This window comes from cyanobacterium endosymbiont of Rhopalodia gibberula, from assembly GCF_003574135.1.
Classification (GTDB): domain Bacteria; phylum Cyanobacteriota; class Cyanobacteriia; order Cyanobacteriales; family Microcystaceae; genus Rippkaea.
Window position 1 is genome coordinate 2,916,508 of sequence record NZ_AP018341.1, and the last position, 26,287, is coordinate 2,942,794.

The 26,287-nt window shown below is 35.3% G+C and carries 18 protein-coding genes and 1 pseudogene; 11 read left to right on the top strand and 8 right to left on the bottom strand.

Translation table 11 applies throughout. From position 1 onward, the window contains the following. The first annotated feature begins 1,116 nt into the window (after window positions 1-1,116). From ndhL to RGRSB_RS09500, 5 genes are all read left to right on the top strand, one after another. A complete protein-coding gene (gene ndhL / locus RGRSB_RS09480; RefSeq protein WP_172582121.1) occupies window positions 1,117-1,356 on the top strand; it encodes an NAD(P)H-quinone oxidoreductase subunit L in 240 nt (79 codons plus the stop codon). Between the two features lie 38 nt (window positions 1,357-1,394). Continuing rightward, window positions 1,395-1,709: a DUF3007 family protein gene (locus RGRSB_RS09485; RefSeq protein WP_119260835.1), complete on the top strand. Its 315-nt coding sequence runs from the start codon at window positions 1,395-1,397 to the stop codon at window positions 1,707-1,709. 80 nt (window positions 1,710-1,789) lie between these two features. Beyond that, entirely contained in the window at window positions 1,790-2,584 is a 795-nt protein-coding gene (gene trpA, locus RGRSB_RS09490) for a tryptophan synthase subunit alpha (RefSeq protein WP_119260836.1), read from the top strand. A 92-nt stretch (window positions 2,585-2,676) separates the two neighbouring features. After that, window positions 2,677-3,906 (top strand): lipid-A-disaccharide synthase-related protein, encoded by a 1,230-nt coding sequence (locus tag RGRSB_RS09495; protein WP_119260837.1) that lies wholly within the window; start codon window positions 2,677-2,679, stop codon window positions 3,904-3,906. A gap of 841 nt (window positions 3,907-4,747) precedes the next feature. Continuing rightward, window positions 4,748-6,490: an ABC transporter ATP-binding protein gene (locus tag RGRSB_RS09500; RefSeq protein ID WP_119261042.1), complete on the top strand. Its 1,743-nt coding sequence runs from the start codon at window positions 4,748-4,750 to the stop codon at window positions 6,488-6,490. A 2,596-nt stretch (window positions 6,491-9,086) separates the two neighbouring features. Here RGRSB_RS09500 and RGRSB_RS09505 read toward each other — a convergent pair. The 4 genes from RGRSB_RS09505 to RGRSB_RS09520 form a co-directional block, all read right to left on the bottom strand. Next, window positions 9,087-10,223 (bottom strand): DegT/DnrJ/EryC1/StrS family aminotransferase, encoded by a 1,137-nt coding sequence (locus tag RGRSB_RS09505; RefSeq protein ID WP_119260838.1) that lies wholly within the window; start codon window positions 10,221-10,223, stop codon window positions 9,087-9,089. Between the two features lie 667 nt (window positions 10,224-10,890). Next, the gene (locus RGRSB_RS09510) at window positions 10,891-12,042 is read right to left on the bottom strand and encodes a 5-(carboxyamino)imidazole ribonucleotide synthase (RefSeq protein WP_119261043.1); all 1,152 of its coding nucleotides are present in this window, start codon (window positions 12,040-12,042) and stop codon (window positions 10,891-10,893) included. A gap of 19 nt (window positions 12,043-12,061) precedes the next feature. Beyond that, window positions 12,062-12,565, bottom strand: a complete 504-nt coding sequence (locus RGRSB_RS09515; protein WP_119260839.1) for a pentapeptide repeat-containing protein — start codon at window positions 12,563-12,565, stop codon at window positions 12,062-12,064. A gap of 144 nt (window positions 12,566-12,709) precedes the next feature. Further along, window positions 12,710-14,113 (bottom strand): DUF3370 domain-containing protein, encoded by a 1,404-nt coding sequence (locus tag RGRSB_RS09520; RefSeq protein ID WP_119260840.1) that lies wholly within the window; start codon window positions 14,111-14,113, stop codon window positions 12,710-12,712. Window positions 14,114-14,962: 849 nt separating this feature from the next. On the opposite strand from RGRSB_RS09520, the gene RGRSB_RS09525 reads away from it, so the two are divergent. Further along, window positions 14,963-16,129 (top strand): FtsW/RodA/SpoVE family cell cycle protein, encoded by a 1,167-nt coding sequence (locus tag RGRSB_RS09525; RefSeq protein WP_119261044.1) that lies wholly within the window; start codon window positions 14,963-14,965, stop codon window positions 16,127-16,129. Window positions 16,130-17,815: 1,686 nt separating this feature from the next. Next, on the top strand, window positions 17,816-18,778 hold the full coding sequence (locus tag RGRSB_RS09530; RefSeq protein WP_119260841.1) for a ribonuclease Z: 963 nt from the start codon (window positions 17,816-17,818) through the stop codon (window positions 18,776-18,778). A 115-nt stretch (window positions 18,779-18,893) separates the two neighbouring features. Here RGRSB_RS09530 and RGRSB_RS09535 read toward each other — a convergent pair whose 3' ends face one another. Then, the gene (locus RGRSB_RS09535; protein WP_119260842.1) at window positions 18,894-19,190 is read right to left on the bottom strand and encodes a type II toxin-antitoxin system RelE/ParE family toxin; all 297 of its coding nucleotides are present in this window, start codon (window positions 19,188-19,190) and stop codon (window positions 18,894-18,896) included. Then, window positions 19,175-19,363 (bottom strand): hypothetical protein, encoded by a 189-nt coding sequence (locus tag RGRSB_RS09540; RefSeq protein WP_119260843.1) that lies wholly within the window; start codon window positions 19,361-19,363, stop codon window positions 19,175-19,177. Before RGRSB_RS09540 ends, RGRSB_RS09535 begins: the two co-directional genes overlap by 16 nt. A 229-nt stretch (window positions 19,364-19,592) precedes the next feature. Between RGRSB_RS09540 and trpC the strand changes: the two genes are divergently transcribed. The 4 genes and pseudogenes from trpC to RGRSB_RS11230 form a co-directional block, all read left to right on the top strand. Then, window positions 19,593-20,474, top strand: coding sequence for an indole-3-glycerol phosphate synthase TrpC (trpC, locus tag RGRSB_RS09545; RefSeq protein ID WP_119260844.1), 882 nt, complete (start codon window positions 19,593-19,595; stop codon window positions 20,472-20,474). A 187-nt stretch (window positions 20,475-20,661) separates the two neighbouring features. Next, window positions 20,662-20,814 (top strand): DUF5340 family protein, encoded by a 153-nt coding sequence (locus tag RGRSB_RS09550; protein WP_232014620.1) that lies wholly within the window; start codon window positions 20,662-20,664, stop codon window positions 20,812-20,814. A 248-nt stretch (window positions 20,815-21,062) separates the two neighbouring features. Beyond that, a complete protein-coding gene (locus tag RGRSB_RS09555; RefSeq protein WP_119260845.1) occupies window positions 21,063-22,211 on the top strand; it encodes a pyridoxal-phosphate-dependent aminotransferase family protein in 1,149 nt (382 codons plus the stop codon). Window positions 22,212-23,306: 1,095 nt separating this feature from the next. Next, window positions 23,307-23,432 (top strand): annotated as a pseudogene (locus RGRSB_RS11230) (IS630 family transposase); the annotation flags it as partial. Window positions 23,433-23,742: 310 nt separating this feature from the next. Here RGRSB_RS11230 and RGRSB_RS09565 read toward each other — a convergent pair. Continuing rightward, entirely contained in the window at window positions 23,743-24,891 is a 1,149-nt protein-coding gene (locus RGRSB_RS09565; protein ID WP_119260847.1) for a quinone-dependent dihydroorotate dehydrogenase, read from the bottom strand. 875 nt (window positions 24,892-25,766) lie between these two features. Further along, on the bottom strand, window positions 25,767-26,225 hold the full coding sequence (gene rplI / locus RGRSB_RS09570; RefSeq protein ID WP_119260848.1) for a 50S ribosomal protein L9: 459 nt from the start codon (window positions 26,223-26,225) through the stop codon (window positions 25,767-25,769). Window positions 26,226-26,287: the final 62 nt, after the last annotated feature.

Genomic DNA, 26,287 nt, shown 5'->3' on the forward strand with positions numbered 1-26,287 from the left:
ATTTCGATAATTTTTGATATTCCAATATCTAAATTATTAAGCAGACTGGCATCCAATAATTATTATTTTTTAACAACTTTTGAAGCTTTATACTAAATCTAATCTAACAATTAAAAAAAATAAAATTTACTTTAAATAAACCCATGAGTATACTAAGATGAGTATGATAATTTAAAAAAAATGAAATTATAAAATATACAAAACTGGTATTATGTTTGTGACAACAATCATTGTCAACAATAGTTAATTAAATCAAAAATATATTTATTTGAGTTCAAGTAAATATATTTTTAATGGTTTATTTAACGTCAGCAATAAGCTACAAATATATTTTTTAAAAAACAAAATTTTAAATACCTCTAATTTTTTTAGAAAACTAACTTTGAATAAAAGTTTACAGTTGCTTTCAGAAATTTTTAGTTATGTCATAAAAATATGATTATCATTTATCATGGTGCTCTGTACTTTTGACAAATATTTTAAACTCTCTGCTTTAATACTAGCCGATCAGATTCAATTAAATAATATAGAGTAGACAATAATGACAAAACTAAAGGTACATAAGTTATAAATGGAGTAGACTGACACATTTCTCCATTAATCTCTGCTGTAATAGAGAATTTTTGCAATAGGGAATTTTTTCTACCCCACTGATTATAAATTTCTTGCTCAACAAAACTGTTTATATTTATATTCTCAATGTCTCCATCAAAGATTCCAAAACCTGGCTCTTCGAAGGCTTTTAAGTCGGTTTCCGCATGCCCTGCAGCATCGTTGAGATGATTTTATAAAATTTTAAAAATCTTTATCTGAGCACGTTTACTGCTACATTTAACGATTCTCACACGTTCAATCTGTTATTCTGAATAGGTAAGCCAAGGTCTTTCAACCACAACAGTATACATCGGATTCTCTTGCTTCAAAACCATCAGTGGACGGCACCATTCTGCGTCTATCAATATTATGTCAATATGTTTAAGTCAGGTGTCTCCGAACTTTTAATGAGACACACTTGCTTGCGCTTTCGATGTGTCCCTGTTGACTGTAGTGGGGGTATTCTGCGAGAATTTTAGGTAAACTAAGCTAAGTGTAAATATTTAGTATTGAACAATGACCATAGTTGACTTTCTGACGAACGATACCCTTTCAGTTGCCTTGCTCTACTTAACTTTGAGCATTCTCTATCTGTTGATTATTCCTGGAATGGTCTATTTTTATCTAAACAGTCGTTGGTATGTGGCCAGTTCTTTTGAAAGAGTATTGATGTATTTTTTGATGTTTTTCTTTTTCCCAGGAATGTTAGTATTAAGTCCTTTTTTGAATTTTCGACCTAAACGGCGCAATATAACAACTTAATTCCAGGAGTAAACTTAAATTTAAAACCGTAACAGACCATGCGACGAATTGATGTTATTGTCATTGGGATTACTGTTTTTGCCGCAGGTGGGGTGACTTATCTATTTTTTCAGACTGTAGGATTTGATGAAATATCAGCTGGAATTTGGAGTCAGTTCTTATTGGTAGTAGGTTTGGTTGGCTGGACGCTTACCTACCTGTTTAGGGTGAGCGGTAAAAAAATGACCTACAATCAACAAGTTAAAGACTATGAAGATGCAGTCTTACAAAAACGACTTGAAGCAATGAGCTCAGAAGAACTTGGAAAATTACAACAGGAAATCGCAGAAGAACAATCAACGTCTGAATGCTAATCAATAAGAATTGTATTTGACCTCTGTAATGGTAAACATACGTTTATTCCTTCTAACTTTCGACTTGGTAATTTACAACTATGACCTCGGTTTCTGATTGTTTCCAATCTCTACGCGATCACGGTCGATGTGCCTTAATTCCCTTTATCACAGCTGGTGATCCTGATTTAGACACTACTGCCCGAGCTTTACATCTTCTTGATTGTTTAGGAGCAGATTTGATTGAGTTAGGGGTACCCTATGCTGACTCTTTGGCTGATGGACCTGTGATACAAGCGGCTGCTACCCGTGCCTTAAGCCATGGGGTTAAATTACAAGATATCTTAGGGATTGTTAAAGAAGTTTCCCCAAAAATTAAAGCTCCGATTGTTTTATTCACCTACTACAATCCTATTTTTTATCATGGAGTAGAAGCTTTTCTTAAACGAATTAAAGAAGCTGGTATCAAAGGTCTAGTTGTTCCTGATTTGCCCCTAGAAGAAGCTCAAAGCTTGTTAAACCCTGCATCCGCGGAGGGCATTGAAGTAACCCTATTGGTTGCCCCTACTAGTCCCAGAGAACGGATTCAGGCAATTGCCCGTCAATCTCAGGGGTTTATCTATCTGGTGAGTGTGACTGGAGTAACGGGAGTGAGATCACAAGTAGCCAGTAGGGTAGAAAAGTTGATCACTAATTTACATAGTGTTACTGACAAACCTATTGGGGTCGGGTTCGGTATTTCCGAAGTTCAACATGCAGTTCAAGTGAAAAATTGGGGAGCGGATGCAGTGATTGTAGGAAGTGCTATTGTCAAACGGTTATCTAAGGGAACTCCCGAAGAAGGATTAAGTTCAGTTGAAGAATTTTTTAAATCTTTAAAACGAGGGATCAATTAAACCAAACTTGTCTAACCGTTGAAACGCATTTAGTATCTTGTGAGATCTCTATGGTAGGGTGTCGCGTTGAAAATTAATTGTTGAAAATTCCTATGTCATCTTCCCAAAAAAGAATCTTATTCATTAGTAATGGACATGGAGAGGATAACCACTCCTCCTATGTGATTGAAACCTTACTCGAACTTTGTCCGGACCTAGAGATAGCAGCAATGCCTATTGTCGGGGAAGGAAATGCTTATCGTCGGTTGAATATCCCGATTATTGGACCTACTCAAAATATGCCCTCTGGAGGATTTTCCTATATTAACCGTTGGCGTTTCCTCACGGACCTCCAAGCAGGATTGATTGGATTAGCTTGGAGGCAATTAAAAGCAGTTTGGGAATATGCGCCCGCTTGCGACTTGATTATGGCGACAGGGGATACTGTATCCCAAGGATTTGCCTATTCTACGGGATATCCCTACGTTTCTTTTATTTCCTGTCTGTCAAGCCTTTATGAAGGGAAATTATATGTTGGTCCGTTTATTGGGCATTTCCTGCGATCACCAAAATGTTTAGCGGTGGTGACTAGAGATCCTTATACTGCTCAAGACCTTAAACGACAAGGAATCACTAAAGCTAAATTCGGCGGAATTCCCTCTCTAGATAAACTCGTCCCTACAGGAAAAGATCTACATCTTAACCCCAGTATTCCCACTATCGCTTTACTTCCAGGATCGAGACTTCCTGAAGCAGAACGTAATTTTAAATTACAACTGAACCTTGTTCTAGAAATTGTTAAAGTAATGCCCACTAATCACATTCAATTTAGGGCAGCGTTAGTACCCAAACTAATGGACCAATTAGCCGAAATAGCCAACAATGAAGGATGGGAACACAACGAAGGTCAATTAACTTATCAGTCTGATCACGGAATAGCCGAAGTTAGGTGTTATTCTGACGCTTTTAGCGATATTCTACACAATTGTACCCTAATATTAGGAATGGCCGGGTTAGCAGTAGATCAAGGGATAGCCTTAGGAAAACCCGTCATTCAAGTCCCAGGAGAGGGACCCCAGTTTACTTATAAATTCGCCGAGGCGCAAACCCGACTCATTGGCAGTTGCGCCCAAACTATCGGAACCGGCCCTGCTACTCTAGAAACCCTTCGTGAAGCAGCCAAACTAATAGCAGAAACAGTAGCGGATAAGGAGTATTTAGCCACTTGTGTTGAAAAAGGACAAAAACGCTTTGGTCCGCCTGGAGCATCTGTAAGAATTGCTAGACTTTTATTGAATCATATGGGAGATGAAAACCCAATAATGTTCAGTAAAAAAAGATAGAAAATTTAAAAAGATTATTTCCCTCTTAATGAAGAATAAAGCTAGTATTGTTGACTTGTTAAAGTTTCATATTAGCCAAAGGCTCAAACATGGGATGATATCCCATCTAATCAAGAATTATTTAGATTTTTCTCGAAAAGTCCAAGAGAGCAACCTACATATTAATCTCAAATCTAAAAATATATCGCGAAAAAAAATTTACTAATTAAATTAGGTTACGACAAAAAATTTGTAAATTGAAATGATTAATAAAATTATAAAAGAATAAAACAATCATATTTTGTTTGCCTTATCGATAAGTTTTTCAAAGCGTTTATATTAAAAATAATATATGATAGGTTTAGTAAAATAACTAATCTAAAGCTTTATAAATTATTAGCCAATAATATACTAAATTGATTCTAAAAGAGCCAAAAATATTAGGTTATTGTTAATGTATTCAGGTCTATTTTTAAGTGTTGAGTAGGTTCTTAATAAGGAAAACAGTCCTTATCTATAAAAAAATGTATCAAGGTAAACTGTCCAGGATCTAAATTACTAGTTAAAACTGCATAGGAGCATTGAATAATTTTTTCTTAAAAAAGATAAATTGAGCTAGATAAATTTATATACACCAGTAAAATTTGTCAAAGACATGTGTTACAATACTACATTAGTTTATCTAATTTCTCTCATTGAGAGAAATTAGATAAACTTTAAGGCAACAGATATTTCATTTACTAGAGATTAATGATTATTGAACTTGATAGTAAAAAAGATGTGCTGACTGTGCTGGTATGTTAAATACTCTAACTGTCTGAATACTGGCTAAATCTTAAAAAATTAATTATTAATAATGATTATAAAAAAAAGATCAAATTGGTGGCGAATACTTCCATATTTATGGCCACAGTGGCGATTAATTGTCAAAGGACTAGTCTGCATTTTAGGATTTGTCTTTATCACCCTTTGTTTGCCCTATCTTGCTGGCAAAGTAGCCCTATTTATTGGCAAAGGAGATGTAGAAAAAGTTGCCTATTGGCTAGGGCTAGGAACCTTGGCATTTTTAGTCCGGGGAATCTTTCAATATGGGCAAAATATTTTTATGATAAATGCTGCCCTTATTATGAGTTTAAACTTACGAAAAGGAGTATATACTCATCTCCATAAACTGGGATTAGACTTTTTTGAAACAGCAAAAACTGGAGACCTAACCTATCGTTTAACAGAAGATATTGATCGGGTTGGAGAAATTATTGATAAACTATCCCATCAATTTATTTCTAATTTTCTTCAATTGATTATTATTCCTGCTTATATGTTTTATTTGAACTGGCAGTTAACTATTGCCAGTTTTATTTTATCTCCCTTAATGGCTATCTTAGTCAGTCGTTTTGGGGAAAAATTATTGCTATTATCCCGTCGTAGTCAAAACCAAGTTTCCAATCTTTCAGCTTTGTTAACAGAAGTTTTTAGTGGTATTCGAATCGTTAAAGCGTTTACCGCCCAAGACTACGAAGTTAAACGATTTATGCAAGAAGCAGAACGTAACCGTCAGTCTAAATATCATGCAGAACAACTCAAGGCATTTCAATATCCAATCGTAGGATTTCTCGAAGCGATTAGTATTATGTTGCTTTTCCTGATTGGAGGCTGGCAGATTTCACAAGGAAATCTAAAATCTGAGGAATTTGTTAGTTATCTGGCGGCTGTTGCTTTGTTGCTGCATCCCATTGACTTAATGACCAGTAATTACAATGAATTTAAACAGGCTGAGGCATCAATAGATCGTATTTTCGAATTAGTCGACTGTAAACCCAGTGTCATTGAGAGTCCTGATGGGTTAATTTTACCCCAAGTGACAGGAAGAGTAGAATATTCCCAGGTCAGTTTTGCCTATCAGCCCGGTCAACCTGTTTTGCAGGAACTATCCTTGTTGGCCGAACCTGGTCAGATTCTTGCCTTAGTGGGGTCTTCTGGAGCTGGGAAGACGACTTTGATTAATTTATTAATCCGTTTTTATGACCCCCAAAAAGGTCAAATTTTTATCGATGGAGTAGACATTAGAAACGTTACTTTAACTAGTCTCCGTCGTCAAATTGGTATTGTTCCTCAAGAAACTACTTTATTTTCGGGAACAATTGCCCAGAATATTGCCTATGGACAAGAAGAGTTGGCTCAACAGAACATCGAAGAAGCAGCTAAAATCGCTAATGCTCACTCATTTATTAGTAAATTACCCCAAGGCTATCAAACTTGGGTAGGGGAACGGGGAGTTAATTTGTCAGGGGGACAACGGCAACGAATTGCGATCGCTCGTGCTGTTCTGCCCAATCCCCGTATTATGATACTAGACGAGGCTACCTCTGCCTTGGATTCTGAGTCTGAAGCGTTGGTACAAGAGGCCTTGGAACGGGTGATGGAAAACCGCACTGTTTTTGTGATTGCCCATCGTTTAAGTACCGTCCGTCGCGCTGATTGCATTTTAGTTTTAGAAAAAGGACAAGTCGTTGAGTTTGGGACCCATAGTGAATTGTTGGTTAAGGAAGGCCGTTATGCTAGATTCTATAAAAAACAATATGCAACAGGAAAAGAAGATTTTTAGTTGATGGGTTTAGGGAAGATAACAAGTGTTATGGAGCCTTCCAAGCTTTTACAAAATATTTGTATTACAGGTTTCAAGATTCCTAATACCGATTTTCTAAAATCTAGCCATACATTTCTGTAGGAGTTAACCTTTGTTAATCTTCACAAAGTTCACGTCTGTAGTTTGAGTTGATGAAAATGGTATGACATAAACACTATTGGAGGAAAAAGCTAATGTCTAAAAGTTTTAGACATTAGTGATCATAATCTATGAATTGAACAAACAATAAATTTTTTATAAAGAGTGACGATTTAAATTATATAGATTGGAATGATTTAATCGGTTCTACCTAGCCTGTTATTTAAAATCATTAATCTTAACGTTTTGAAAGCCTTATTTGAAAATTGTTTGTTTGAGTGTTTAAAAGTTTATTTCTTTTTGAGATTATTACCAAATCAGGGCACATTAGAGTTTAATATAATTTTTACCGGACTAAATAAAGTCGTTTAATCGAGAAAATGAGAAGATATGGGTACAATAATAGACGTGCTTCAATAAGTATTTTAACATGTCTGCCGGAACAACTTTGCAAGTTTTTTTATTAAAAATTAAAAAGAGAAACAACAGCAAATTATTGTACATCTTCGCGTTTAAATTTAAAATCTGTCAGAATAGAGTCACAAATTAAAACCAGAATCATAAAAAATATGTCCTAAGTTTATTGAATTGCTATTAAATCCGTCTCTAAACTGTGTTACCTGCCTGCATATACTTATATTTACTTAGAAAAAGTATTTAGATACTAATTAATTTTCACCTAAATAATCATAAATTTATATTCTTAAATTTATTGAGTAAGTTATTATTTTGACAGTGTTACTTACACTCATTAGGTATTTTTAAAATTTATTTTATGTTCGCCATTGACTGTTCCCTTTTCTTATAATCTTAAGCTCATAACTAAATTAGCTGTTGTTGATGACGATCAAACGGTAAAAAAATAAGTTGTAGGAGTTAGACATTGACAAACTAACTTAAATATAGTTTTTATGAAAACACAAAGTAATAGCTAAAAATAAAGAGCAGAAAACTAATAAAATAGAGAGGATTATCAATGCCGATGCTCAGGCTACAACCGTTTATTTAATATGTTTGACGATTTATTTCATGACGACATGAGTCTGTTCCGGCGAAGAGAAGGTTATGAACCTGTTGATTGATTAAATGAAGTTAAACAAGATGTTCACATTATAGGTATAATCTTAAATATAAATGACTTTTTTTTAAAAAAACTTCATAGTAATGCAAGCTTCAGTAAATTTACCGGATATTTTAGGTCATAGAATAAATATAAAATTATCAAATTCAGTCTTATAGTATTCGCTTTATTCTATTCTAGAAAAAATATATTTGGTGTAATCTTTTAATGTATAACTCCTAATTTTAATTAGGCTTTATCAAGTGTAAATATTTATAATTTTTTGCAACTCTTATAGTAGAAAAAAATTTATTAATTCAGTCACGTTTGATAAAGAAATTTATTTTTTAATAAGGGCTTTAGCTCCAACCACAGGATTTTATTTACGTTGAACGATACCTTCTTATTTATATAATATTTGGAGTTATTTTTTATTTAAATTAATAAAAGCTTTCATGGTTTTATCTATTCTTTTTTACTTAACTTTTTTATAGTAACTAAATGATGTTTACTGGAAAAATAAATTAGATGGTTATGACTGATTTTAACAGACTAATCTTAGTAAAGAAAATAAATCTACAAAAATCAAAAAAATAAAAGATAAAAAAACTCGATCTTATAATCATAGTTGCTTTTAAATGCTAATGTGATTTTTTCTTTCCAAGAAGACTTACCTCTGGAATTAATTTAAAACATAATTTTAATATATTTTTATTATTAATAATACGCAATATAGAACCACATAGACTCAATATATTGCCTTGTTAATACATTAGGATAGATAATCTTTGTACATATCAAAAACTATTAAATTCGGTAAAGAAGCTATTGTTAAATTTCTCTATTTTAAAATCATAAAAACTAATTTAAATTATTATTTAATTCCTTATTAATATAAAGTAATATCTATTTATATAGCTCGCAATTCTTTTGATCATCTAGTATTTAGATAACCCGACAAAAGGTCTTATTTAACATAATAATTTTGTGGAGATAACTTTTAATGATTTTTAACTGGTAAAATGATATTATTTAATAATAAAGACTAAATTATATATAAAAATTGCTGATTTTATTTAAAAAAATCTAGCAACACAATTGAATATCTATTGATTTTAAATTAAATTATTACTCAAGGTAATTTTAAAACTTATGAGTAAAAATCATCAGTATTGGTCAAGTAAACGACCACGAAATATATCTCCATATGGAAAAATATGAGATTTAAAAAGTATTTTTCCTCACAATAGATAAAGATCTTAAAATATAAATTCAAATAAAGAACTGCAGTAATAGTATTAGAAATACTCTGGAGATATATTTAATATATAACTTTAAAGTCTGACCAGATAAGATTAGCATTGCCTATCAAATAACTTAACTTTTTCTACAAAATAGAATTTTATAATTAACGTTTTAATTTTTACTTAAACAGTCTCTTAAAGCATAAGCAACTTGCTGTTGTTCCTTAAAAGAAATATCAGGGAACATCGGTAAGGATAAGACTTCACGGACAGTTTTTTCTGTTACCGGAAATGCACCAACTTCATAACCTAACCCTTGGTAAACTTTCTGTAAATGTAAAGGAATGGGGTAATAAATCATCGAAATAACTCCCTTTTTCTGTAATTCCTTCTGAAGATAATCACGGAAAACTTCGGTTTCTCCTCCTTGATTTTCAACTAGAATAGTGTATTGATTCCAAACATGATACCCTCCGAATAACTCTTGAGGCAGTTGAATCCCTAAGATAAATTTGAGCAACTCATCATATCGTTGTGCCACTGCTCGACGTTGTTGGTTCCAACGATCTAGATAACGTAATTTAACTTGTAAAATTGCGGCTTGAATAGCGTCAAGACGGCTATTTATTCCGACTAAATCATGATGGTAACGTTGACGGCTACCATGTTCCTTAATAGTGCGAATAGTATCGGCGAGCACATGATCATTCGTGGTGATAGCTCCCCCATCTCCACAGGTTCCTAAATTTTTCGTAGGAAAGAAACTAAAACAACCAATATGGCCAATATTTCCTACCCTTTTCTCGTCCCATCTCGCCCCTGTTGCTTGGGCGCAGTCTTCAATTACATACAGATTGTGACGTTGAGCAATGTTCATAAGTTGAGTCATGCCAACAGGTTGACCGAACAGATGAACCGGAATAATGGCTTTTGTTTTGGGGGTAATTGCTTTTTCTAAGAGCTCTATATTTAGATTAAAAGTCGTGCGATCAATATCTACAAAGACTGGAGTAGCCCCAGTCATAGAGATGGTTTCTGCAGTAGCAATAAAGGTAAACGGGGAGGTGACCACTTCATCCCCCAGCCCAATATTGAAGGCGCGTAGGGCCAAATAAAGAGCATCACTCCCCGAATTACAGCTTACACAATGAGAAGTTCCCACATATTGGCTAAATTGTTGCTCAAAATCACTAACAGCATCACCACCAATATAACAACCGGAGCGAACCACATCGAGGACAGCTAGGTCCACTTCTTCACTAATTAGCTTGTATTGACGGACTAAATCGACTGGGGGAATTGTATTCACTCGTACCTACCCGGAATTTATATCTTATGAAAACAAATTTTTTACTTAAAAGCAATCAATCTTATCTATTTTGAAGCTTGATTTAACTGCTGTCATAATCCTCAGAAAGCACCACTGGTGTTGGGTTAATAGTCATCTCCGAGCGTAGAGTGATTATATCCTGAAGGTTAATGTCTGGGAAATATTAATTTTTAGATTGAAGGTATTATTATACTAACTGCCATTGACAAATTAAAGGTCTATTTCTGCGAAATAGCCAGTGACATCAATTTCTAGCACCAAATTAGAAGGCGAATCTAAACGCCAATTTTATACATTCTTTAGCAAATACAGCGTGCCAACTTTTGGCATAAAAGCAATAATTTCAAGCTCACTTTTTTATGACAATTTCATGGTCACTGGAGTAAAAGCATCGTGTTCTTGTTAGGTATGTTTGAGAAGCATAGCAATCATGTTAGCGATTCAATGGACATTTCGTTTATGTTTAAGACAAGAGAGACATTAATATAACTTCTCACTTAAAGTGCTGTAAGTGAGAAATTTAATCCTCTTCCCTTTATCAGCATAAATCTCAATGTTTCTGCCAAGTTCTAGGTAATTTGAGCTATTGATCCTGGCGAAAATTGGATATTTCCCGATGAGACAAGAGCAAACATGAGTTAATCAATCACGAACCATACCAAATTGACTCTACCTGTTGTGCAATTTCTAATAACTGTTGCTGTTGAGTTTTTGGACTTAAAGTCATTTCAGTTTCCTCCAGCAAAACCGTAACATGACCTATTTTCCTTCCTGGGCGAACATTAATTTTTCCATACCAATGAACGTAAGAATTGGAAATTTTTGAGAGTTTCTGCCGTTTTTCTAAATAATCTTGCCTTGAATATTCATAGCCTAACAAATTCACCATAACAGCACCTACACAGTTTAACTCAGTTGAGCCCAATGGTAGTCCTGACAATGCCCGTAACTGCATTTCAAATTGAGATATTTCACAAGCATCGATGGTATAGTGTCCTGAATTGTGAGTACGGGGGGCAATTTCATTAACTAAAACTTGACTTTGAGGAGTTAAAAACAGTTCGATACCAAAAATTCCCACCACTTCCAATTGAGTCAATAAATTAATGGCTATCTGTTTTACTTCTGTTTGAATTTCTGTTGAAATATCTCCAGAGACGAGCACCCACCTACAGACTTGATCAGGTTGGTAAGTTTCCACTAGAGGATAAACCGCTACTTCTCCAGTGACACTACGGGCAGCCATAACGGCTAATTCCCGTTCAAAGGGAACAAACTCTTCTACCATGACTCCTGTTCCTTCCAAATTTTTAGCGGTAGTTTCTAGCTCCTCTGAAGTTTTAACAATAAAAGTACCCTGACCATCGTAACCGTGACGACGAACTTTAAGCACAATCGGAAAGGAAAAGTCAATAGAGGATAGGTTTTCTAGAGTAGTAAATTTAGGGACAGGTAAGCCAATGCGCTGTAAATAAGATTTTTGCTGATATTTATCCAATAATGGAGTAAGAACACCCAAACTAGGACAAAAATAGACTCCTTTTTCTTCTAAAGGTTTGAGGACCTCGAGATCAATAAACTCATTTTCAAACGTAATTACATCACAACGAGCGGCCAGTTCGATGGTAGCTGCTCTATCATTAATATGAGCAAAAATAACCTCCGTTGCAATAGACACGGCAGGATCGTCTTTTTGAGGCGTTTGAATAATCAAATCAAAACCTAACCGCTGAGCAGCCTTAGCCATCATCCAGGCTAACTGACCTCCTCCAATAACACCAACGCGCTTAACTGTCATTTGAGCCATGAATTAACTATCAACAACCTAGGGATTCGCGGGTACCTATTTCTGTTTTAGAATCGACTTCGTCAGCGCGGTCGCACAGTTTTGCTACCTGTTGACTGTCTAAAACTGCTAGGGTAAAGTCAGCCCCAGTAATATTGGCATTGTTAAAAATTGTCCTCAGCATAATCGCTTCAGTTAAGACAGCATCCCTTAATTCAGCTCTTTTAAAGTTAGACAGATAAGCCAAACCGTTAGTTAAATCAGCTCCATGAAGATCGGTTTCAATCAATTCTGTACCATTAAAAACTACTCTATGCAAGTCAGCATCCCTAAAATTCGCGTCAGTCAAATCTACATTAGTAAATTGTGCTCTATTTAGGTCCTGTCCCGAAAAATCTTTACCAATTAACTGTACATCTTCAAAACTAACTGCCGAGCCAGTCACTGCTGAAGAACTAGCTGCTAGGACAGACAAGGGACTCACGAGAAATATAAATGAAAAGGAAAATAGTACCAATAGCAGGAAATATTTCATTAACTAAATCGCTAATAACGTACCGAGATCGTCGTCTTTGATTGTAAAGGAAATTTGGATCCCCTTACTCTTGAAATTAATGGAAATCAACAGCTTGTTGCTCCTTACACTTAGTAGAGATTCCACTCATTTTCCTTAGAATCTCTAACGACTTTTGCCATAGAACAAATTTAGGGTTCTTACCGTCAACACTTGGGGAGGGGTCGCGTCGGGAGGATAGAGAAAATCAACTTCGACTTCTCGTCTTTCTCCTGGTTCGAGGTTAATTCTGACTAAAGCATCTCCTTGTTGTCCCCGCCTTTGAACCAGATGAAAATAACGTTCTTGGAGTTGACCATTTCGGGTGGCATAGGCAACCTTTACGGTTCCTCGGAAAAATACCTGACCTTGGGGACGATAGGCAAATACTAAACGATCAGCATGTTCATTTTGTTTAAAAGGTGTTTGGAGGGAAATTTCAACGGTTTGCCTCTCAGAACTCTTATTAGTTACTGGGAGAATTAAATTGTAATGTACTCCATAATTCCCATGAGCGCGGTAGGCAGTGTCGGGATATCGAACGACCATTGGCGCACTTTGAATTTGCTTGGTTCCATGAGTTCCCGTAGTGACTGTACTTAAGGGATAAGAGAAAGCTTTTCCTCGCTGAGGAATACTCAGATGGATTTTATTGGGTTGATCGGTCAGTCGTGCTACCCATTCAGACCCTACAGAAATACCAGCCACTCGTCCGTAAATTGTGTTTTCTCCTAAATCTTGATCCATTGGTGTCGGAGGAAGGTCTCTAGGAGTAACTAATTTTCCAGTGGTAATTAAATATCGCCATTCATTAAGAGTTGGTTTTCTGTAGACTGTTTTCTTTGGTTTATTTTTATCCCCATCCTGACTAATTTCGAAGCGAGGAACTTCGTATAGAGCTAAATTAGCCATGTAGACAGGTCCGTTACTATAGAGACGCATGAAAGTTGAACGACCATTGCTTGGACTAATGGGTAGAGTAAATAACATCCGGCTCTCGCTCGGTCTCAGTATTATACGGGTAGGAAATTTATTATGATTAACTCCTCGTAAAATATCGCTCATTAATCGAGAACCTGGCCCCGAAAAAACTTGTCCTGATGGATCTTCGACTAAAGAAGGTAGATTAATAAATGGGGCATCAGGAGAAGTACGATAACTCGCTCCCTGTAAAACTTTAATGATGATTGTTTGGGAAGTAGGGTTATGAACGAGCAGTCCCTGATAAAGGGTTCTTTGTGCGTAAGCAGGCCGAGAAATATGGTGGGTGAAAACGTCAAAACGTCCTTTTAGTGGTTTATTTAAGTGAGCGTTAGAAAATCTTTTTCCACTTGACGGGAACGTTGACAACAGAATACCTTCAGTTTCGATTACTTCAGGACTGTTGCTATTGAAAACTAACACATCGTTAAGTTTTCCTGGAAGAGTACGAACTTCCTGAGGTTGGGCAATAAAATCTGGGCTAGCCTCCCGAAATGTTAACGGGTAAATAGTTTGAGCCACTATGAGTGATGATAGAAAGGACAGCATAGGCTGAGAACAGCAGGTCTAAAATTTGATTCTAGCTTTCCTTAAGATTGCCGTCTTTAACTCAAAATTGTCAATCCCTGCTCAAAGTTATAATTTTCTAAAAATCCTAACCTATCACATTCGTCCTTTATTACTTTTATATCAGCACTCAGCAATGGAAAAAAGTCGATTAAGATATTATTTTAGGATAAGTAAGCCCCCCAACAATTAGCAAATAGTATTTTCAAATTTTCCATTAGTTCTCTTAGCCAAAAATTAGTCAAATCTATTATCTTTGATAGAATTAGTGAACAGGTAAAAGGAACTATGTCTAACCTCCTATTTATTTGTTAGAATAAACAATCCAAATTTGGGACAATACTTTTGATTTAGTCAAAAAAATAAAAAAGGATAAGAAAAATTTTATAGACAACTGAATTATAAAAAATTAATATAATACTCAATCTTCTATGTTATTCCAGACTAAACCTGATAACTAGTAACTTCTAAAACTCTTATTCTGAATATTTACTGTAACTTCAAGAACCTGATTTTTATCAAGATAAAGTTTTTTAAATCTCGAAAATATTATACAACAATACTCTCAGCTTCTGTTGATTATGATGTTATAATAACTTCTTATAGAAAAGTTATTTGCCATAACTTGTTATACATAAATAATATAATACAACTATGAACAATGATATCTCCCATCAGGAACTATTACGATCTTTTCAAAGTCTTCACAACTCTATTATTTTTAATCAACATAATCTTGACCTATAGTTCTTAAAACTATCAAACAATAAAAACTAGTTTTAACTGCCATTAGGTGTTATGGTATGGGTTAATCGAAACTCCAAACAGACTGTGTTACGTTATATCATTCCTATTTTCGATCCCGATGTTCGACACTGGTCAGGAGAAGCTCGCTTTTTACGCTGGCTAACCTTATTGTGGATATCCCTAGGCTTAATTACCCTGTTTTCCGCTTCCTATGCCGTCGCTGAAGCCGAAACTGGGAATGGATGGTACTATATGATCCGTCAGTTAATCTGGATTTGGATTGGATTGCAAGGGTTCAATATAATTGTGCGATCACCTCTACAATATTTATTTAAACTATCCCCTTGGTGTCTATTTCTAGTATTAGGATTGATTCTGTCAACCCATGTTCCTGGTTTGGGAGAAAATATCAACGGTGCCACTCGTTGGATAAAATTAGGTCCAGTTTTGATTCAACCATCAGAATTAATGAAACCTTTTTTAGTCTTACAAAGTTCCCTAATTTTTGGACAATGGGAACGGATACCCTGGCGAATTCGTTGGCAATGGTTAATCGCCTTTGCGGTCATTTTAGCTTCAATTTTATTACAACCTAATTTGAGTACTACTGCTTTATGTGGGATGAGTCTTTGGTTAATTGCTGTTGCATCAGGAATTCCGGCAATTTATTTAACCTCAACTGCTTTAGGGGGAGCTTTAACTGCCTTTATTAGTATTAGTTTACGAGAATACCAACGGGAACGGGTTACGGCATTTCTTAATCCTTGGGAAGATCCTATGGGGAATGGCTATCAATTAGTACAAAGTTTGATGGCAGTTGGTTCAGGGGGAATATTTGGCACAGGATATGGGATGTCTCAACAAAAACTTTTCTATTTACCTATTCAATATACTGATTTTATCTTTTCAGTTTTTGCAGAAGAATTTGGCTTTGTGGGAGGAATTATTTTGTTATTATTTCTATTTAGCTATGCAACTTTTGCCCTACGTATTGCGATGAAATGCCGTCATCGAGTTAATCGATTAGTAGCTATTGGGGTCATGGTCATAATGGTGGGACAAGCCTTACTTAACATTGGTGTAGCAACAGGTGCTTTGCCCACAACGGGTTTACCCTTTCCCTTGTTTAGCTATGGAGGGAGTTCGAGTTTAGCAAGTTTAACTTTAGCGGCTTTATTGATTAGGGTGGCTAGGGAAAATAATGAAGCTCCAGTTGTGACTTTATCCGTTCCTAGCAAACCTGTTATCTAAAAATAGAAAATCTAAAGATAAGATTTAATTGTCAATAACAAGCCACCTAAAATTCTAGTTATTTAGATATAGAATATCTATACTTGATTTATACTTATGACATAAAATTCTTAACTAATTTTAATCAATGAGATTACAAATTTAGAAGGACTCGCCATTATCAATTATCAAATTTTAAATTAGATAGTGATAGTTTAATTTTTTGAACAAATAAGTATGATGGTAACTTGTTTTTGTTGTATTTTAAGCGCAGGAAAACTTGATCAAAATAATAAATTAACTATTAGGTATTCGCTTTCGGTAGAGAAAGCCGTCTGTATCACAATTAATTCGTGTAATTCGAGTTAAATGAGATGTAATTAATGTGAAAACAGTCTATACTATATAAGAGTTAAGATCTCTTGAAAAGGGAGAATATATCCTAAAATATTTAAAGTGAAAATAATTGAAGAAGTATTTAAATAATTAAATTGAAGATAGAGTAAGTGAATAAGAAATAAAAGTAATATTTAAAGATTTAAATCAAGAATTACAGATAGAAAAATTAAAAGATTGAAATAGTTAACAATTGATAAAACTACTATAATTAAAACATAAAAAAATTATCGTAAAAAAATTATCGTATAGTCTTAGTAGATTCAGATAAAGGTGTAAACGTAGAAATTATGAAAAAAAGAAAATTTTAAAAAATAGTTCAATGGCTAAAAACCCTGGGAAATAAGTTACGATTAAGATTAAAAAAGTGAGTATATATTTCAGAAAATTTTATAAAAATAAAATAGATTAATTGATGCTACAAATCCAAGTATTCACAGAGATTTTTTATATGTTCAATTAAGTTGATTATCAATTATTTTATCAAATAAAAATCATAAATGAAAAGCCCCAAAAATATAAGTACTAGTTAAAAAGAAAAAATTCACTTTAATTAAAAGTAAAAAGATGAACAAATAACCAAAAGTAACCATATTTCTTATATGTGCGCCTATTTTTTCAAAACTAGGTCGGTTATAAAGATAGATTTTAGACCTGTTTTAAGAAAATTACAATTAGCTAATTAGCATAAAATAACTAATTTAGTATACAAAAAAGTGAGATGATCAGGCTATTTCACTTTTAAAAAGATCTTTTTTTTAAAAAAAATCAAGAAATAATATAAAGATATTGATAATCAAAGAATAGGATGAATTACAATAAATTTTTCTAAATGAAATAGTAAAGATTAAAATCTTTACATGTTTAAAATTTAGATAAGTAAATTTATAGTAAAATACTTGTTTTTGCTTTTTACAAAAGAAAAAAAATATTTGTCAGGGAATTGACTTCGGGTAATTTTCGTAATACCTTGTTTATGAGATATAGATTATCAGTATATTTATTCACAACAAAAACTGAAATATATACAAGTATTTTGGGTTACAATCTCTCGGACAGAATTCTCTTTATGAGCTCTCAAAATAAGCTCTCAAATATTGAGAAGATTAAACTCATGTCCTGTACTAATACAACAAAACCAAATAAGCTAAATGATTCGTTGTTAAATTTCAGATAAGTAAGAGGAAAAAATTATACATTTTTCCTCTTACTTATCTGATCTAGTTAATTTTTAAGGCGCTGTAAGATTTCAGTTAAACGGAAAAGATTAAAATGGATGAACAGTCCCAAAACAAGCAGAGTTAAATTATTGTGGAGATCACCTTTTTAGGAACCAGTTCTGGTGTACCGACGCGATCACGGAATGTATCAAGTGTTGCTTTACGTCTGCCCCAAAGGGCAGAAGTCTGGCTATTTGACTGTGGGGAAGGGACCCAACATCAACTTTTGCGCAGTGATCTTAAAATTTCCCAAATTACCAGAATTTTCGTCACCCATATGCACGGCGATCACATCTATGGGTTAATGGGACTGTTAGCTAGTTGTGGTTTAGCAGGAAATGCCCAAGACATCGAAATTTATGGACCACCGGACTTAGTAGTTTACTTGAAAGCTTGTGCTAAGTATTCCCAGATAAAACTCTCTCATCGAGTACGGGTTTATGAAGTATGCCCTGGTGTCATATACGAAGATGATCAATTTATCGTTCGTTGTGGGTTACTCAAACACCGTGTTCCAGCCTATGGTTATCGCATCGAAGAAAAAGATCGTCCCGGTCGCTTTGACATAGAAAAAGCAACTGCTTTAGGAATTCCTCCAGGACCGATTTACGGTCGGCTCAAACGAGGTGAACTTGTCACTCTACCAGATGGTCGTCATATTCGAGGACAAGACCTGTGTGGAGAAAAAGAAACTGGTCGTAAAGTTATTTATTGCACTGATACAGTCTTTTGTGATGGGGCTGTAGCCTTAGCGCAAGGGGGAGATGTCTTAATCCATGAAGCAACATTTGCCCACCAAGATGCTCAACTAGCCTTTGACCGTCTCCATTCTACCTCAACCATGGCAGCACAAGTCGCCTTAATGGCTGGGGTTAAACAGTTAATCATGACCCATTTTAGTCCCCGTTATGCCCCTGGAAATGTATTACAACTAGTTAATTTACTAACAGAAGCTAAGGCAATTTTTCCTAATACTCTTCTTGCCCGTGATTTCATGACCTATGAGGTCCCCAGAAGGAGACTATCTCAAGAAACGTTGGAAAAGATCCGGTAGTCAACAACAGCTAATGAGTACAGATGCTAAACAATATTAATTATTTGAAAACAAAAACAACTCCCTTGGCGGTGAAAGGAGTATTAATCTTTAACTTTATTTTGAGGATATCTCCTTAAGAATTAGCGAATCCTAATAAACACTTTGTATGGACGATCACCGCCACTGTTACCGTTTCGTCTCGAACTCGATAAATTACACGATAAGTATAAGCCAACTTATCACGAATCGTTGAATCGTCCCCTTCGGAAATAATTGCTCCGGCTAGAGGACAATCCTGAAGACGGTGGGTAATGTCTAAGATTTGACGGACGACGGCCGCCGCATAAGAGGGCGAGTCGCGGGCTATATATGTGGCAATTGCATCAACATCTTCAATTGCTTTGGAAGACCAAATTACTCGATAAGCCATTTGTTTAGAAGCCCCTCAACTTCTTCCTGTTGTAAGGTGGTTCCCTGATCGGCAACGTATAATCCTTGACGCACTTTTTCAAGTACGTATAAATGATACTGGATATCTTCAATTGAACAATCATCTGGTAATTGATTCAAGATCGATTGGATTCTCTCTTTAACAGTATTCATGGTCGAAGATAACTAAAATTGATAGATAGGATTAAGAACTTATGGAAAAACTATATATATCCTTCATTTTAGCTATAGAAAGGGAATTTGCGGTTTTGTAATTAAAACAATAAAAATACACAAAATAGGGCAAAAATATTTCATTTTAGCTATAGCGACAAACAGTTGTGATAGGATTGCAGGGCTAAGATGTTGCTTAGCCTAATTTGTATTTTTGTTGCTGACTCCCATGCAAATCCGAAGACGTTCTCCTAATCCTGCCATAGATGTTGATATTTTCCGTTATCAAGTTCGTGTTCCCGATGAGCAACCGCGACACATTCTTGAAAAGATTGTTTGGCATAAAGAAAAAGAAGTTGATCGTCTAAGACAACGTCTGCCCCTGTTAGAGTTGCGCGAACAAGTAAAAGACTTACCCCCCCCTAAGGATTTTTTAGCCGCTATCACCTCGGCAAAAACCAAACCAGCTTTAATTGCAGAACTCAAAAAAGCTTCCCCTAGTCAAGGAGTGCTCCGTGAAGATTTTGATCCGGTAGCGATCGCTCAATCTTATGCTAGAGGAGGAGCGAGTTGTTTATCAGTGCTAACCGACACTAAATTTTTTCAAGGAAGCTTTTATAACCTTTCTCTAGTGCGTCAAACAGTAAATTTGCCCTTGATGTGTAAAGAATTTATCCTCTATCCCTACCAAATTTACCTCGCTCGCACCAATGGGGCTGACAGCGTATTACTGATTGCTGCTATTTTGAACGATCATGATCTTACCTACTTTGTGAAAATTGCCCAATCCTTAGGTATGGCTTCTCTAATTGAAGTTCACTCCCTAGAGGAATTGGATCGAGCCCTAGGCATTGAAGGCGTATCTTTGATTGGGATTAACAACCGCAACTTAGAGACCTTTGAGGTAGACCTTAACACCACTAGGAAATTATTAGCTGCTCGACGGGATACAATTAAAAAACGAGGAATTAAAATTATTAGCGAGTCAGGATTGCATACTTGTGATGACCTCAAGTTTGTGCAGCAAGCCGGGGCTGATGGAGTATTAATTGGAGAATCTTTAGTAAAACAACCTGATATCATCGAGGCTATCAATCAATTATTTTTTTGAATCAGATGATTGTCGATATAGATAATATCGATAATTTTAACAACAAATCCAGAATAATTCCTCAGGATTAACTATCAATATTTATTTGCAAAACTTATCATGAGGCGCTTAAATTTTACAATATTACACTTTTTGACTAAATCAAGACCATCAATGACAACTGATGATTAATAACTTATAACTAAACATAAAGTCTCTTTCTCTTCCTTATTTAGTTCACTACGAACTTTTACTAAAATTACTAGAACGTAAAAGTCTAGCTATTGTTTATGAACAACTTGTGTTACAAAATCATGTTCGACAACTTATTCTTACTCTATGCAAAGTCCGCGCCCAATAAAAACAATTCGAAACAATCTGTGACCAAATTCGTATCCCTTTTAAACATTATTAGTCTCTATAATAGTTTCTAATAATTCTTTAAACTCCATTACCGATAAATTAAGTTAGCTAGAGAGTCAGTAAAAAATAAACCTAAATTAAACCTTAAAAATAACCAAAGCCATCAGCTTAATTTTTTAGGGTGAATAAGAATGGAGTAGACTGACTATTTGGAGGAGTTTCAATTCGAAACAGGAGCCAGAATTCATGGAAGATAAGCATATGTTAATGATCCCAGGACCAACCCCTGTACCAGAAAAGGTTTTGCTGGCTATAGCCAAACATCCTATCGGTCATCGCAGCAGTGGTTTCGGTGAAATTATTGCAGAAATTACTGAAAATCTCAAATGGTTACATCAAACCCAGAGTGATGTTTTGATGTTAACCGCTAGCGGAACTGGGGCGATGGAAGCAGGGATTATTAATTTTTTGAGTCCTGGCGATCATGTATTAGTTGGTAATAATGGAAAGTTTGGTGAACGGTGGGGGAAAATTAGTCGGGCGTTTGGGTTGAAAGTAGAAGAAATTACTGCTGAATGGGGTAAACCTCTAGATTCTGAAGCCTTTCGTAAAAAATTGGAAGCTGACAGTCAAAAACACATTAAAGCGGTTATCATAACCCATTCAGAAACCTCAACAGGGGTAATCAATCCCTTAGAAACTATTAATAAATATGTCAAAGATCATAAGAAAGCTTTAATCATCGTCGATGCTGTCACCAGTTTAGGAGCTATCAACGTTCCTGTTGACGACTGGGAGTTAGATGTGGTCGGTTCTGGTTCTCAAAAAGGTTATATGATACCTCCGGGATTGGGTTTCGTGTGTGTTAGTCAAAAAGCCTGGGAAGCTTATGAAACTGCAACTCTTCCTAAGTTTTATTTAGATTTAGGGGCGTATAGAAAAGCAACCTATAAAAATAGCTCCCCTTTTACCCCCCCGGTTAACTTAATGTATGGGTTGCAAGTGGCCTTAGAAATGATGAAGTCCGAAGGACTAGAAAAAATGTTTACCCGTCATCGTCGTTTAACTGAGGCGACTCGCGCAGGAATTAAGGCCTTAGGGCTGCCTTTGTTAGCCGATGATGAGGCGGCGAGCACCGCCGTAACGGCTGTCATGTCGACAGTGGCTACAGCTGAGGCTATTCGATCAACGATCAAAAAACAATTTAATATTTCTCTAGCGGGAGGACAGGATCACCTTAAAGGGAAAATTTTCCGTATTGGTCACTTAGGTTTTGTCAGTGAGCGAGATATTTTGACGGTGATCGCTGCTTTGGAATCTACCTTAATCACCCTAGGTAGTCAAAGAGCGACACCAGGAGTAGGAGTTGCTGCTGCTTCTAAGATTTTAGGGTAATTGGTCTTGAAGTTCTAGTCCCCCTTTTTTAGGGGGATTTAGTCTGTAAGCTTGTAACCAGAAAAAGCTCCTAGCTAGGAAATTTATCAGAGCATCATACTTTTGGGCACTAGGCTAAGCAAGATATTCTAAAGCCTCGAAATAGCTACTGTTATCACGTCTTTTAATACCATCAAATTGTATGAATAGGCTATCTCTGTGTTGATCCTAATACAGTAGACACTGCTCATAAAGTTTACTAATACGAGAATCTCAATCGGTTAGCTTCTATAAATCAATTGATTAAGCTGGGGTTTTCTTTGACTGTGTTAACTCCGCCTCAATGTTGACTTTTTTTATAAACTATAACCGTATCATTAATATTCGAGGTTCCACCTATAAGTCCAATATTCTATTTAACTTCATTGCATAAATCAATAAGTCTGTAATTTTCTTTTGGACATGAACGATTTATACCCTTATAAAGTGAGTCGTTAATTAGTAAATAAAAAGATTTTAAGTGCCCATTCTTACTTCTTAGAACTAAGAAGTAAGAATGGGCAGCATGGGTAGTATTTTAAGTTCCTGGAATGCTAGCAACCCATAGTCGTGAGAACTTATAGTAGTTTTCGTTTGGATGGATTAAAGTAAAAAAACTCAAACAATAAAGCTAGTCTCTACAGACATTCCTACTAAAATCATAGAGACTAACAATAAAATCAATCAGTCAACTCCACAACTAGCAGAGAGTTTTTAAGTCAGTTATAGTTTTGTAAATTGTCTCCCCAAACGCTAGAAAGCAACAAAAAGTATAGAATCATGCCGTCGTGGACGGGAAAAACTTTCTTGAATTGAAACAGAATAACTGAACATAATTGACGAAACTGAAGTTGAGCTAGCCATCACCCGCCAGTGTTCTAGAGCAACTAAGGGAAAATGAGCTTATAAAAAATGACCCAATATATTGAGTACAAAATATTACGTTAATTGGAGCGCTTGCTACATCGTATTTTGTGGCTGCTTTTACTTTTGAACGATGGATAAAATGGTATTTCTTATTTTTGTTACACAAATGCCGACATCATAACTGTAAATAACTAATCAGCTTATAAAGCCACAAGGGTTAGAAAACTGGTGAAGTATATAGGAGCACACGTTATACTTTTATCTCCCTATTCTCTTGATTTTAACCCCATTGAAAACTGTTGGTCAAAAATCAAAGAAGATTTACAAATTCAATAATTCCTAAATTCTAGCGGTCTCAATTAAGCGATCAATTCAGTAATCGATAAAGACATAATTCCTCGGTCTACGTATTACTGCTAGTATAAGCTACCCAATTTAAACCTGCTATAAAGCTATCAATAAAAAGTAACTCCCGTGACCAATCTGTAACCATGATGAAGTTAGTTCTGAGTAAGATTCTATCAGATATATATAAGGGAATTATGTCTCAAAATTTTTAGTTAATCCTCTCTTGTTCATAGACATTGAAATTGTTTACCCAAACCTGTTATGGTTTTCCCTAAAATCTTAGGATTGTTTACTTCAGTTATTTGCATACTCCTTTATTTGCTCTTATACCTACTGCTTGAGATATATGTAATAAGCCTTCTTGTTCTAATTTTTTACTTAAGCCAGTTAAAATTTGTGGAATAATCCAAGGTCCTTGATAAATCCATCCCGTGTATAGTTGTAACAAACTAGCTCCAGCTGTAATTTTGTCCCAGGCATCTTCTGGGGTAAAAATTCCCCCTACCCCAATAATGGGTAGTTTTCCTTGAGTTTTTTGGTAAATAAAACGGATAATTTCTGTTGAGAGATCACGGATAGGGAGTCCACTAATTCCCCCTGCTTCTTCTTGAATTTTATTTCCTGTTTCTGGGAGAATATTAGTAGTTAATCCTTCCCGTTTAATAGTAGTGTTCGTTGCGACAATTCCAGCTAATTTATGAGCCTGGGCCAACTCAATAATCGTTATAATCATTTCCCAATCTAAGTCGGGTGCAATTTTGACAAAGATGGGTTTCTGCTGTTCATTTGCGTTTTGTAACTCCTGTAAAATGGTCTTAAGTTGTGCCCTTTCTTGAAGTGCTCGCAATCCTGGGGTATTGGGAGAACTTACATTAACTACAAAATAATCAGCCTTATCTTCAAGGTAACGAAAACTTTCTACATAATCTCTAGCAGCTTTTTCTAGGGGAGTGATTTTAGAGTTACATAGGTTAATCCCAATGGGGATAGTACGGGGGTTACGCTGCCAAATTTTTTCCAAGGTTTGAGCGATCTTTTCGGCTCCTAGATTATTCGCTCCCAGGCGGTTTAAAACTGCTTTATCAAGGGGTAAACGGAATAAACGTGGACGCGGATTTCCTGATTGAGGATGGAGGGTTACAGCTCCTAATTCTGCTAAACCAAAGCCTAAATGACTCCATATTGCTGCTACTATTCCGTTTTTATCACATCCTGCAGCCAATCCTACGGGGTTATCAAAAGTTAGTCCCCATAATGTTTGTTTGAGGCGAGGATCATAGACACAAAAGGATTTATCAAGTTGGGAAATTAACCAACGTCCTCCTGCGGTATTACGAGTGCGATCAACTATATTTAGGATTTTTAAAAGTTGTAAATGTGCGCTCTCTGGATCATTTTTAACCGCCGTTAATAGGAGAGGATAAAAAGGTTTAACTAAATTAAACATATGAATAATCAACAGATATAGATTGAATTAAGTTAAAAGAAACTAAACACCAGCATAACGTTTTTTTTGAGGAAAACCCTGTTAAGTATTATTGATTAACTTCATTCAGCGAGAAATGACTCATACTATTGGTATTTGCTATTAGCTCTTTCTCTGTACAAATTCTTGTTATTAATTAACTTGTCTTATTTTAAAATTAATATTCTGTTTACTTGCGCTTATTTAAGTACGAGGGATGATATCGTGAACATTTAACTAGAGTCTTTTAAGGGTATTTTTTCCTTTAGTATTCAGATTATATTGACAGTGGATTATAGTTTAATTCATCCTGAAACTTTCTATTCTCAATTGTTGGTAACAATAAAAGTTTGAGTAGGCTTATTGTTAGTCACTATTTTTATAGAGTTAATGTTTGCTAACTTTTCTTGGCTAACAGCAGGAATTTTATTTAGTCAGATGGCGGTAATTTGTCTTTTTAATGGAGTTCTACCTTGATGTTTCGGTCTACAAATTAGACGACAAAATCAAATTTTAGAGACACAAATTTACGTCAGTTTAGTCAGAGACAAAGTTCCTCCTGATATAGATATCAATGGAACATCTTTAAAGTTTCTCGAACAAATAGAAGAAAAAATCTGAGTTGCTCTAATAGAACTTTATAAAACTTTTTCCTAGACTATTCACGCTCGCTATTTCTATTTTAGTGGCTAAATTTGCTTAAATATGCGCTTTATAGATGTTTTTTATTCCTCAATAAGTCAATATTAATTCATATTAGTCGTCTTAATGATGTGGCTGCGTTGCCTTCTGAATTAGGGGAATGATGGGTTAGGTATTCAAACAGAATTCCCGACCCACACTCTTGTTACTAGACACTACAAAGGGGCTACCTGAATTTCAATTTCTGCGGTAACTTCGGGGTGTAGTTTTACTGTCGCTTTGTAAAATCCAGTTTGACTAATTTCAGGTAAAGTAATCCCACGACGATCCACTTCTTGATTCGTAACTATCTGAATTGCCTCAGCCACTTCTTGAGTGGTAACAGTACCGAAAATAGCTTCCCCTTCCCCAACTTGTTTACGGATAGTGAAACGTCCAATAGTTGCCAGGGCTGTTTTATGGGCTTCAGCTGCTTGTTTTTCAGCTAGCAGGCGTTGTCTTTCTTTTTCTTTACGTTGTTCTACCTGTCTGAGAATACCTGATGTTGCTATAACCCCCAGTCTTTTAGGAATTAGATAATTGCGAGCATATCCTGGAGCAACCTCTACGAGAGCTCCAGTGTCTCCCAATTTATTGATAGATTTATTCAATACAATTTGAACGCGTTTAGCCATGGTTTCCTCTATGTCTTCAGCAAAATTTGTTTACTAACCACAATCAACAATTGTAAAACTAA